11 protein-coding genes are annotated in these 12,355 nt (G+C 37.3%); 3 read left to right on the top strand and 8 right to left on the bottom strand.

Features of this window, described 5'->3' with window-relative positions; genetic code table 11:
- The 5 genes from B4237_RS07720 to B4237_RS07700 all read right to left on the bottom strand — a co-directional run.
- The coding region (locus B4237_RS07720) for a formate dehydrogenase accessory sulfurtransferase FdhD (RefSeq protein WP_286942538.1) at positions 1-455 on the bottom strand (455 nt) is incomplete at its 3' end.
- 52 nt (positions 456-507) lie between these two features.
- Positions 508-2,916: an FdhF/YdeP family oxidoreductase gene (locus tag B4237_RS07715; RefSeq protein WP_278595605.1), complete on the bottom strand. Its 2,409-nt coding sequence runs from the start codon at positions 2,914-2,916 to the stop codon at positions 508-510.
- Positions 2,917-3,125: 209 nt separating this feature from the next.
- Positions 3,126-4,133: a putative solute-binding protein gene (locus B4237_RS07710; protein ID WP_278595606.1), complete on the bottom strand. Its 1,008-nt coding sequence runs from the start codon at positions 4,131-4,133 to the stop codon at positions 3,126-3,128.
- Positions 4,134-4,274: 141 nt separating this feature from the next.
- Entirely contained in the window at positions 4,275-5,186 is a 912-nt protein-coding gene (locus B4237_RS07705) for a metal-dependent hydrolase (RefSeq protein WP_278595607.1), read from the bottom strand.
- A 71-nt stretch (positions 5,187-5,257) separates the two neighbouring features.
- Entirely contained in the window at positions 5,258-6,256 is a 999-nt protein-coding gene (locus B4237_RS07700) for a putative solute-binding protein (RefSeq protein WP_278595608.1), read from the bottom strand.
- Positions 6,257-6,421: 165 nt separating this feature from the next.
- On the opposite strand from B4237_RS07700, the gene B4237_RS07695 reads away from it, so the two are divergent.
- Positions 6,422-7,426, top strand: coding sequence for a helix-turn-helix domain-containing protein (locus B4237_RS07695; RefSeq protein ID WP_278595609.1), 1,005 nt, complete (start codon positions 6,422-6,424; stop codon positions 7,424-7,426).
- A gap of 115 nt (positions 7,427-7,541) precedes the next feature.
- Here B4237_RS07695 and B4237_RS07690 read toward each other — a convergent pair whose 3' ends face one another.
- Together B4237_RS07690 and B4237_RS07685 are read right to left on the bottom strand one after the other, a co-directional pair.
- On the bottom strand, positions 7,542-7,670 hold the full coding sequence (locus tag B4237_RS07690; RefSeq protein WP_286942534.1) for a hypothetical protein: 129 nt from the start codon (positions 7,668-7,670) through the stop codon (positions 7,542-7,544).
- A 40-nt stretch (positions 7,671-7,710) separates the two neighbouring features.
- Positions 7,711-8,529: a hypothetical protein gene (locus B4237_RS07685; protein WP_278595611.1), complete on the bottom strand. Its 819-nt coding sequence runs from the start codon at positions 8,527-8,529 to the stop codon at positions 7,711-7,713.
- A 223-nt stretch (positions 8,530-8,752) separates the two neighbouring features.
- Between B4237_RS07685 and B4237_RS07680 the strand changes: the two genes are divergently transcribed.
- Positions 8,753-10,168 (top strand): PLP-dependent aminotransferase family protein, encoded by a 1,416-nt coding sequence (locus tag B4237_RS07680; RefSeq protein ID WP_278595612.1) that lies wholly within the window; start codon positions 8,753-8,755, stop codon positions 10,166-10,168.
- A 280-nt stretch (positions 10,169-10,448) separates the two neighbouring features.
- Here the strand turns inward: B4237_RS07680 and B4237_RS07675 are convergent, their stop codons facing one another.
- A complete protein-coding gene (locus B4237_RS07675) occupies positions 10,449-11,507 on the bottom strand; it encodes an AraC family transcriptional regulator (protein ID WP_278595613.1) in 1,059 nt (352 codons plus the stop codon).
- 117 nt (positions 11,508-11,624) lie between these two features.
- On the opposite strand from B4237_RS07675, the gene B4237_RS07670 reads away from it, so the two are divergent.
- Positions 11,625-12,341, top strand: coding sequence for an enoyl-CoA hydratase/isomerase family protein (locus B4237_RS07670; RefSeq protein WP_278595614.1), 717 nt, complete (start codon positions 11,625-11,627; stop codon positions 12,339-12,341).
- The last annotated feature ends 14 nt before the right edge of the window (positions 12,342-12,355 follow it).

The raw sequence follows: 12,355 nt of genomic DNA, 5'->3' as shown, positions 1-12,355 counted from the left end.
CGTACTTTTAACGGCGCGATTGCATCTGGAATTTGACCCAACCATTTAGAAGGCACTGTAGTATTTACAGTTGGTAGGTTTGCATAAAGTTGTTTCAGACTTTCTATACCACATAATCCACACCCAGTTCTGCCCACCATCATTCGACGATGTTCTTTCAATGCTGTAAAAGCACGCGATGAAATCGTCATATCGACTCGTACACCCAGTTCATTCTGACTGATTTCAAGTGAGTAAAGCTCGTTTAGGTTCGTTAAAATACCTTCTGACAGACTAAAACCTTTCGCAAATACCTCTATATCAGATGGCGTTGCCATCATGACAGCATGTGAAATACCGTTATAGATCAGTGCAACAGGATATTCTTGAACAATATAATCCAATTCATTTTCAGAGATATCCCGATGGAAACGATGCACTTGCATCGTTTCATAGCCCAGTGTTTGTGTATCCACATTGACCTCTAAAATTTACATCCAATCTATTCAATTATTTACCTGAATAGTTCTATGTATTACTCACTCGCTCATTGGCATGTTCAGGATCAACTGCTATAGCCAAATTAAAATGTTCAGGTGCTTTACCTGCGTGTAGAATCACAGGAACACTTTTCGAAGCAGGAATTTTTGCATATTTATCATGGCTACCTAAAGCAACCAGTGGGTTTGTTTCAGGATAATATGCCGCTAAGCTTCCTTGAGGAATGTTGTATGGCACAATACGGAAACTATGCACAATTCGCTTCACACCATCAGAGAATACACTCTCAATATCAACCCACTGATCTGCTACAAATCCAGCTTCATCAATATCAGCTTGGTTCATGAACAATACACGGCGCTGCCCAAATACACCTCTATAACGATCATCTAAACCATATAAAGTGGTGTTGTACTGATCATGTGAGCGCGTAGTCATTAAGGTATAAACTTTCTGTTCACTATATGCCGCAGCATATTGATTTTCTTGATCTTCGTAGACTTCATCTATTGGCGTAATCAAGAATTGTGCTTTACCACTTAGCGTATGCCAAATGTGCTGATTAGCAGGATGTTCTAGATGAAAACCACCCGGTTGATATACACGCTGATTAAAATCATGGAACTCGTCAAAAACATCGGCAATAGAGTCGCGAATACGATCATAACTTTCGATATACCAACGCCATTTGACATTTGTTTCAGGCAATGCCGCTTCTGCCATACGTGCAACAATATCAGGCTCGGACAAAATATTTTCAGAAATTGGAGGATTACGCCCTGCCGATAAATGTACGTTACTCATTGAGTCCTCAACCGAAATCGCTTGCGGACCATGAACTTGCATATCAATTTCAGTACGACCTAAACAAGGCAACATTAAGGCATCTTGACCACAGACCAAATGGCTTCGATTAAGTTTAGTTGTAATATGTGTCGTCAAAGCGCAACGACGCAATGCCTCTTGCGTATAAGGTGTATCAGGTGTTGCAACCGCAAAGTTACCGCCTAGCCCAATAAAGACCTTAACATCGCCTTCATACATCGCTTTAATCGTATCAACCACACCATGACCATGTTTACGAGGTGATTTAATGCCGAATACACGATCAATACTATCTAACATTTGCTCACTAGGATTTTCGTTAATCCCCATGGTTCGGTCACCTTGCACATTACTATGACCACGAACTGGGCATAAACCTGCACCCGGACGACCAATATGTCCTCTAGCTAACAACAGATTTGCGAGCATATGGATATTGGCTGTTCCATGACGATGTTGAGTAATTCCCATTCCCCAACAGAAAATCGCTTTTTTAGAGTCGAGGAACATTTTGGCAATCGATTCTAAATGTTCGGGTGACAATCCTGTGTACTTATGAATTTTTGACCATTCTGTACGATCAATTTCAGCAAGCATTTCATCAAAGCCAACGGTATTCATCTCTATGAAACTTCGATCAAATACGCTTGCTTTGCCTTTCGCAATGGCTTTTTTATCCCATTCCAACAAATGCTTCATTACGCCAAACAGTAAGGCATAGTCCCCACCAATTTTCGGTTGAAAATAATAACGGCTGATTGGCGTACTACCATTCGTCATCATTTCTAAAGGCGCTTGAGGGTCTTGGAATCGTTCTAAACCACGCTCTTTAATTGGGTTAATTGCAATAATATTGCCACCACGTTTAGATACTTCTCTCAGTGTTGCGAGCATTCGTGGATGATTCGTTCCAGGATTATGACCAAAGCTAAAAATAGCATCAGCCTCGTCAAAATCGTCGAGGATAACCGTACCTTTACCTAAACCAATCGAATCTTTTAAACCGACACTTGTGGTTTCATGGCACATATTCGAACAATCAGGAAAATTATTCGTTCCAAAGCTTCTGACAAACAGCTGGTATAAAAATGCAGCTTCATTACTTGCGCGGCCAGAGGTATAAAAAGCAGCTTGATCTGGATGTTCTAAAGCTTGTAAATGTTTTGCAATCAGCTGAAATGCTTCATCCCAAGAAATCGGAACATATTTATCTGTCGCAGCATCATAGCGCATCGGATCAGTCAAACGTCCGAGGTCTTCCAAATAAAAATCGCTTTGTTCAGCAAGCCAACTTACTGTATGTTCAGCAAAAAACTCAGGTGTAACTGTTTTGCTTGTTGCTTCAAATGCGACTGCTTTAGCTCCGTTTTCACAGAAATTAAATGCATGCGCATCTTTTTTCTCAGGCCATGCGCAACCTGGACAGTCAAAGCCTGTTGGTTGATTAATATTCAGTAAGGTAATAGAACCCTTTTTTAAGATATCTTGCCGTTTAAGGTTTCGAGCGACACTCAGCAATGCGCCCCATCCACCAGCTGGTTGAGTATATGGCTCAATTCGAGCGTAGCCATTATTTTCTTGCGTATTTATGGTCTGTTCTGAATTATCCATGGAATCGCCCTCATCTGAGCTGTCATTTGTGCCTATGGTTATTACACTTAACATGAAATGAGGTTATTTTCTATTTTTGTTTTGTGTGATCATTCATCTATAAAATAGAAAAAAGCCTAGTGAAACTAAACTTTTATCATAAATTTTTCGTTCATTATGCTATGTAAAAATTTGATTCAGCTGCTTAAAAACAGTTCATTAAAATTCTACTATTCACCCGACAAAGAACATTCAAAATTAGCTTTATCGACTGAACAACGAGCTTTCTTTAAAACACTCATCATACTGGCATCGTAGATCCCACGTTGTGTTAACTCAATACGTCCATCACGCATCATTTTTTGATATTTGAGTTTATCTTCTGCTGTTAAATTCATTTTATATTTTGCAGGAATTTCAGATTCTAGCTTTTTGATGGTAGCAAAAGTTTTAGGTAGTTGTTTGACAAACCAATCTCGAGATTTCTGCCCAAAATCTGCTGGGAATTTCTCAGGACGTAAAACAAGATTTGCTGTCACTTGTAATACAGGAAAATTATACATCACCCCATTTGTGCCTAAACCCTTACTTAACTCTAATGGTTTATAAGCGTATGCTGGCGCACCAATCATATCGACCTGACCATTATTAAACTTGGCAGCGAAGTTTGAAATATCCGAAAGTACAGCTTGAGCACCTACGCGCTGAACTATTAATTTTTGAGCATCATCATAACCTAATACAGCAAATTTTTTACCTGCTGCTTTTTCGATCGAATTAATGCTTTTGTCACGAACAAAAATGAATGCTGAACCTAGAGGAGAAATACCTGCAACCTCATATTTATTGCCGCTGAGATTGGTCGTCATTTTCGCCGCATTACGTGGATCGGAAACAAATGTAATCGCTCGTTTTGCAATTTCATCACTCGGAACACCCCCCAAAGAATCAATTGATCCAACAAACTTATTATATGGTCGTGCGCGCATAGAAGTCATCGCAACTGCATCACATTTACCTGCTTTAAAATTATTGTCAGCAACCTGTTCATCTGTAAGTGCCACGAGATTTATATCTGCGCCCCAACCTTTTGCGGCTAAAGCCCAGTCTTGCATTCCTTTATATGCTTCGCCTGACTTGCCTAATAAGTCAAACACACATACATCTACTGCCGCTTGAGTTGAAGCAGATATCGCTAAAATTGAAGTCGTTGCGAGCGTAAGAGCCATTTTTTTCATTTTTACTTCCTTTCACAAACATAATGTTTGTTTTTATACATTCAATAGTTAAAACTTTTTTTAATTAAAAATGATCATCCAGATCATTTTTAAACTCACACAGATAAATCACCGTGTTTATTCTTAATAAAGAAAACACCTTCATCTGTTTGCTTGAACAGCTGGGGAACGCGCTAAATAATCTAAAGCCTGTTGTGTATTCCCTTCAGTTTCAGGATGAAAGTTTGGTGAAATCCAACGAACAATTGCTTTCGTGATAAACGTTAATGTCGGAGCATTGTCTGTTGCTTTCGCTTGTTTCTGATAAATCGGTAATAATCTGAAAAAGTTGCGATTAAAAATCTTTTGTATCTTTATATCTGGATCTTGTTTGCCTAAATCACGCGCGATATCGGCTAGCATGTAAATAAAAATAGGAAAAACAAGCATCATCAAAAACTGACGATAAAGATAAAATAATACGGGATTCGGTATCATTTCTTTAAATAGGTCAAACGCGACACAACGATGTTCCACTTCCTCAGCTAAATGCCAACGGAACATATCAGCAATCACGGGGTCAGCTTTATCCCACGAAGTATTGTCCATACACCACTGTCCAAGCACACCAGTAAAGTGCTCAATCGCAGCAACTACACCTACCCGAGTGACTAACCAAAAATGCTCTAAAGACTTCTTTTCTAATGCTTTAATACCTAGTGGACGATCACCTAACAAAATCGTGAAAATCCAGTTAATTTTTTTAAAAGAAGTTTCTAGATCATAATCATGTTGCTTTAGAAACTCTTGGGCAGTTTGATGAGCACGGGCATGAGTCGCTTCCTGACGGATGAATCCTTTGACATCATCTATCAATATCAGATTATTCAGATATGGGAGAGTCTTATTGTAAACACGACAAAACCAGAACTCTCCTGCAGGCAAAATTAGGTTAATCCCATTAATTAAATGTGAACATATAGGATCATTTGGAATCCACTGTACTGGTGAATTTGAAAAATCAAATTTTACAGATCGTGCAACCAATTTGTGGTGTTGCGTTTGTGCGTTCATATTGATCTCAACTTGTAACCTAGTAAATTTCTAACTTCTTGAAAATATCTTTTAACTGGATATGAAATTGCTCACTCTCCACTTAAAGAACATTCAAAATTGGTTCGTTCTACAGCACATCTCGCACGTTTTAAAACCCTCATCATGACAGGGTCATACACACCAAGTTGTGTAAGTTCAATGCGGCCATCTCGCATCATCTTTTGGTAACGATGTCTATCTTCGGAAGAAAGAGCTTGTTTATATTTCGCAGGAATATCCGCTTCTAAACGTGCAATCGTGGAAAAATTCTTTGGAAGCTGCTTAATTGCCCATGCCCGTGATTTCAGTCCAAAACCTTTAGGAAACTTATTAGGTCGGATAATGATGTCAGCGGTTAAGTTAATTACAGGAAAATCAAATATTGCTCCATTGCTTCCTAAACCTTTGGAAATCTCTAAGGGTTTATAGGCATATGCTGGAGCTGCAATCACATCGACTTGGCCGTTATTAAATTTCTTAGCAAAGTCCGAAATCTCTGATGGCACACCAACCAACTCCAAACGCTCTACAATCATTTTTTGTGCTTGATCGTAATGTAAATAAGCGAACTTTTTGCCCTTGCCCTTTTCAATTGTATTAATCGTTTTATCGCGTACATAAACATACGCTAGACCAATTTGAGCAATTGCAGCGACCTCAAATTCATCATCGTTTGATTTAGTTACTAATCGGTGCTTATTACGTGGATCTAAAGCGTAGGTAATTGCTTTTTGTGCAATAGAATTATTTGTCACTGCTCCCAATGCATCAATCGAACCTGCAAACTTGTTGTATTTTCTTGCGCGCATAGATGTCATCGCAACACCATCGCACCTGCCTGTATCAAAATCATTTTGTGCTTTGGCTTCATCTTGATAAGGAATTAAATTTAAGTCTGCATTCCAAGCTTTTGCAGCAAGTGCCCATTCTTCTACTGATTTATAAGCCTCACCTGATTTACCGAGCAGATCAAATACGCAGACATCGACTTTGGCTTGTACAGTCGTTGAAAAAATTGTTATCGCGGTAATCAAAATTCCTTTTTTCATTTCCCACCCTAGCAATATTTGGAATGTATTTTTCTGCATCACGGCAGTAATTTACGTTGATTAAAGTCAACTAGACTTTGCTGACATGGCTATTTTTCAATAAAAGAAAATGTTGTAATAGTTCTGAATAAGCCATTTTAGTATCATTTTCCGACATGGGTTTTTATGGCAATAAATACAAAAATTGAGAAGACTGTTCCCGGAACATATATCGCATTAATGGTCGATGTGGTCTCTCGTTGGAATATTTCAGCAGAAGAATTATTAGCTGGATCAGGTCTTAATACGGATCAATTACTACAACCGTTGTGGCGTGCTGATGCCAAAATCGTCATGAGTATATTGAAACGTGCATTAGATTTAACAAAAGTTCCAAATTTAGAGTTTGGGTTTTATTTAGGTATGCAAATGACAATTACCTGTCATGGGTTGATGGGTATGACTGCAATGCTCGCTGGTAATGTCAAGCAAGCACTGAATATTGCTCAAGAGTTTATTTCACTTCAATCTAGCATTCATAAAATAAAACTCGAAGTTTTTGATGATCATGCTGCAATCATCTTCGAACAAACTGAGAGTTATTATTTAGATGAAGTCATCCAAATTGCTTTATTGCTTGGATTTGCACAGATGGGAAAAAGCATTTCAGGACAAGAGTTAAGCGGGTTCGCGGACGTACAATTTAGTAAACCAGATTATTTTGATAAATTACTCCCATTAATTCCTGGCGAGGTCAGATTTAATCGTCCAATGACGCGCTTAGAATTTAATAAAGAAATTTTAGATTTTCCATTACTCCATGCAGATGCAATTGCAGAGCGCTTATCACGAGAAGAATGTAAGTCTCAATTGCGTAAGTTATTAAGACAAAACAGCTTTAGTAGCTCAATACAAGATCTCATCTATGATGAGGCAATGGGCATTAGCCCTCTATCTGACATTTTAGAAAAAATCGGAATCTCTGAACGTTCCTTACAACGCAAGTTAGAAATTGAGGGTACAAATTTTCGAGAATTAGTGGACAAAATCCGTTGTGAAAAAGCCATCCAACTGATCAAGAACCCTAGCTTATCTCTTGAAAATATTGCCAATCACCTCGGATACACCAATACCAAAAATTTTTCACGAGCCTTTAAACGCTGGACAGGAAAATCACCAAGACGATACTAATTTTTAGTATAAAAAAATTACTGGCAAGCGCTCAGATTGCCAGTAAGAGAGAAACTGATCTAAAACTTCGACAGGCTTATTGAGTTGAATTTTTAACCTCTACAGTAGTCTGTTTCTACTGTTGCGAAGGCATATAATCAGGTTGATGACTGATAGCGAGAAAGAAAAAAACGAGAAACAAACAACCTAATAAGATACTGATGCCAACTGCTAAATATGGAAATTTTGATTGCTCTTGTGACATGAGCTTTACTCCTAAAATATACAAAATTCAGTTATTCAATTCAGGCAATGGATAAGGCTTTATAACTTGCACCATTTTGAATACGGGTTTGTAGATACTCGGCATAAACCGACAATTTTTCAAAGATATGCTCTGAATAAAACATATCTTCGATCAAATGCTTGGCTTGTGAATGATTAAAATTTCCAGTTTGAGAGACCAAATTTGCGTTTAAGTTTGAATACAAACCGCACACCTCTTTGTGCATCTCATCTTTGTTCTTGAACAATAGTTTTCTGAGATGAATCATTTCATCTTGAATTAGGTTCTCAGATCGATCTGCTTTAATAACAAAGATTTCAACATTCAAATATTTCTGTAACTGTTTCAGTTGCTGTGTATCCAAAGTTAAATGCGTGATTAAAAAAATCTGTGAAACATCTGCTCGACAAAGCGCTTTAATCAAACGATTGAATAAAAAGTCTTGCTCGGTGTTTACTTGATCAACCAAATCAATATGAAGTTTTAAACTCTCAATCACCTCTTCGATTCTCAGGTTTAGATTTTTCTCAGCCTGATAATACTGATTCAAAATGCTTAAAATAGACATTGAAACAGGCGTGCTATAGATCACAGGTTGATTTAGATTGGCAATGATAAATGGCGCAAATAAATAACCAAGATTATTATCATTTTCATCGATTTTCGCTTGAGCTATATATACAACCTGATCTTTAGAAAAATCCCTCAGCACCTTTGCTCGTAACAATGTCGCTTCAAGATTCACATACTCAAACTGCAACTGCTCTTGTACAGCTTGCGATGGTGCTACGCCATTGAACAGTTGCATGATCGAATTGAGTTCTTTCGTGATAAACATTGTGATACACCATTCAACCTAAATCATCATTTCTAGAGCATGAAAAGCTTCAAATCATGCTCTGAGTTCATGCTGTTATTTTGAGCGTCTGGAAAGTTATTGAATAGCTACAGAGTTACACTAAAAAAATATAACAGATGCATTACTCACCAGAAATCTGTTATAAAATAATAATTATTTATAAAATCCAACAACAACAGATTAGGTTTAGACTCCAAATTTTATGTATAAATCAGAACAGCTAGCACAAAACCTGAAATTACTGATTGAAAATGGTACATGGCAACCACATACGAAATTGCCTTCTCTTCGTGAGCAAGTGCAACGTTCAGGTTTTAGCTTAATTACCGTGATGAATGCCTATCAAGAGTTAGAGTCTCAAGGACTGATTTATTCCAAAGAAAAATCGGGTTATTTCGTTGCCGAACAAATTGCTTCTCAAATCCCACAGGCTTATTCTGTGGTTTCTTTGAATCCTAAAATTGAAATTAACTCACTTGTATTTAAATATCTCAAATCGATTCAGCCAAAACTGATTGTTCCTTTAGGCTCTGCTTTTCCTGATAGCCAATTACTCTACCCGCCCAAATTAATTCAAATCATGGGGCAACTGTCTCGAAATCGACATAGTTATGATCAGACCACCAATCTGCCACCCGGCAATCTTGAATTAAGAAAGCTGATCGCCCAACGTTATTGTATGCAAGGAATTCCGACCGATGCTGATGACATTGTGATCACATCAGGCGGCTTAGATGCACTTAATCTTTCATTACAAGCAATTACGCAACCGGGCGATTATATTTTATTACAACAGACCATTTTTTATGGCGCATGGCAAGCTGCGGAACGCTTAGGTTTGAAAGTTATTACCATTCCTGAACATCCTCAACATGGTTTTGATTTTGAAGCTTTTGAGCAGGTTATAAAAACTTATCCGATCAAAGTATGCTGGTTCATGTTGAATGCACATAATCCAATCGGCTTTACCGTCAGCGATGAAATGAAATATAAAATCGCGAAACTTTTGCATGAACATCAAATCCATTTAATTGAAGATGATGTCTATGAAGAATTGTTTTATGGCTCTAAAAAACCACTGCCAATGAAATATTACGATCAGCAAAATTTAGTACTGCACTGCTCATCATTTTCTAAAACTTTGGGTTCAGGTTTTCGAGTTGGCTGGGTTTATGCGGGTAAATTTTCTGAACATATTCAACACCTACAGCTCATGAGCACGATTTCTGCAAATGCATTGATTCAAAACGTGCTGGTTGAGTTTTTAGCGCATCATCATTATGAAAAGCATTTAAGAGTATTAAGACGCGCTTTGGAGAAGAATAAGAAACAATTTTTTAATTACCTGAAACAACATTTACCTGCTGATTGCCAAGTTTATAATTATCCAAGTGGTTATTTCCTATGGATTCAACTCCCTGAAAAAGTCAGTAGTATGCAAGTCTATGAAAAATTGATTCAACAGCAAATAGGTGTTGCACCTAGTCCTCTTTTTAATGTCTTGCCATCACATCAGCACTATATTCGTATGAATTGTTCTTTTGAATGGAGCGAGCAGATTAAGTATTCGCTGGAATTGTTTATTCAAACGATTCAGCATTCTATGTCAGATGAATGAAACTAATTTCTTTGAATGATACTTAAATTTTGATCCACCGAAACGTCATCCCAAAGCTGCGAGCGATTAAAAAGATAGTGTTTATCAACAAAGTTAAAGTAGGTGAAAAATTAAATAGGTTTTGTGGATGACAATGGTTTTGCTTACTTTTGCCGAATGATAAACAACGTATCGTAAAGTAGAACGAACCGCAGGTTTATACTGAAACAAGATGGGGGTTCGACCAGACTACATTCAACTCACTTATTACTATTTAAACAGCCTTAAAAATAATATCAATTCATTGTAATAAAAACCTTTTTCGATACTGACTTGGTGTCTCTCCAAAATTCTTTTTAAAAGCACGAATAAAGTTGGTGGCTTCTTCATAGCCCACAATATCTGCGATATCCTGAATACTATATTGCTGTTGATGTAATAGCTTTTTTGCTTCACTAAATCGCACTTCAGATAATATCTGAAGAAAGTTTGTTCCTTGAGCTTGCAAATGTCTTTTGATCGTTCTTTCAGACATATTCAAACGTTCAGCGATCATCGGTAATGTTGGATAACCATTGCTTGCATTGTAGAGTAACTCTAAACGAATACTTTTTTGTAGGTCTCGATGCGTTTCCTTAATCAACTTGCCTTTATCATTTTCACAGTATAAAAGTGCCTGCTGAAAAGACATTTGATCGGCATTTTGATTTTTACAATGCAGATATTTTTTTGGAAATCTGAAACCATTTCGTTTTTGATTAAAATTCAGAGAAATAGATGCTAATGAAATAGCCGTATAATCTTGTGATTGTAGCCAATCTAAATACACATCACACTCTTCGGCTAGTGCTTGTGAAAATAAAGCTAGAAAATGAATTGCTCCAAAAATTAAACTTTCAACGAGAAAAGCTCTTAATTGAGCTGATTGTTGCTCATTGCCTAATTTTACAGGATGAACATCATCTAAATAGACATAGACAAAGTTCCCTTCAATTCGCCATTCAGGTACAAAATTTTGAATGCGTGTACAGAAATACTGTTGGCACAAATTCAAAGCAGTTTCAACATCAGCACAGCTCAAAAAAGCAAATCCTAAAGCGCCATGAGACGTTGGGCGCAACTTCTGCCCATATTCAATTCCAAGACGATGATTATCCGTGAGTTGTAATGCATTAACTACCAATTTAGACCATTGATGCGCACTCATCTTGGCATCATTCTGTTTCATCTCTGAGAAAACAAGACCTGTATCTTGTAAAACAGTTTGATAATCAATGTCATACTCATGTGTAATTTCTAATAATATATGCGCATATGACACTGAAATCGTTTCTTGGAATAGTCCAAAAGGATCACGCATAAAGTTACTCATGTCCTAAAATGATCATTAATATGGCATAGTCTCACCTATTGAGCGAGTCTTATATTCGAAATAATCAGTCAACGAATGATGAATATAAGCTCAGGAGTTGCTGAAATGGCAACCATGTCTCTCGATAAACAACAATCAATTTACATTTTGACATTACACAATGGTGATCATGAAAATGCATTGAATAAAGTAGTCTTAGAAGAATATCTAGAAATTTTTGATGAAATCGAAAGTAATCAAAATAATGCTAGCCTCATTATTCGAAGTGATCACGCAAAGACTTTTTGCAATGGTTTAGATTTAGCTTGGCTCATTCAGCAATCAATCGAAGAGAAAAAAGCCTTTACAGTTCAACTTGAAAATATGTTGCTTCGACTAGCGCTGCTCAATATACCTGTGATTGCTGAAATCAACGGTAATGCCTATGCTGGTGGCGCAATCTTGGCTTCAGCATGTGATTTTAGATTTATGCGCGCAGATAAAGGTCGTTTCTGCTTCCCAGAGGTCAACCTCACTATTCCATTCACCGATACGATTGCTGAAATCGTGCAATTGCTGCCAAATCGTCATGCAACATGGGAAATGGCACTAACCAGTAAAACCATGACGGGTCTTGAATGTTTGCAATCTCAAGTTGTTAGTCAAATTCATCCCATTGAATCATTACAAGCAGAAACTTTGAAATTTGCTGAGGAAATGGCACAAAAGCATCGTTTAACTTATGCTGTGATAAAAACACAACTACGCAATCGTCTTGTGCAGATAGCAAAACAACGCCAAATTTTTGATCAAGAAAAGTACGCACATCCATTTATGATTTAATTCACTTTTTTATA

The sequence above is a fragment of the Acinetobacter sp. UBA6526 genome (assembly GCF_002434875.1).
Lineage (GTDB): Bacteria > Pseudomonadota > Gammaproteobacteria > Pseudomonadales > Moraxellaceae > Acinetobacter > Acinetobacter venetianus.
This window is presented reverse-complemented; position numbering and strand designations above follow the sequence as displayed.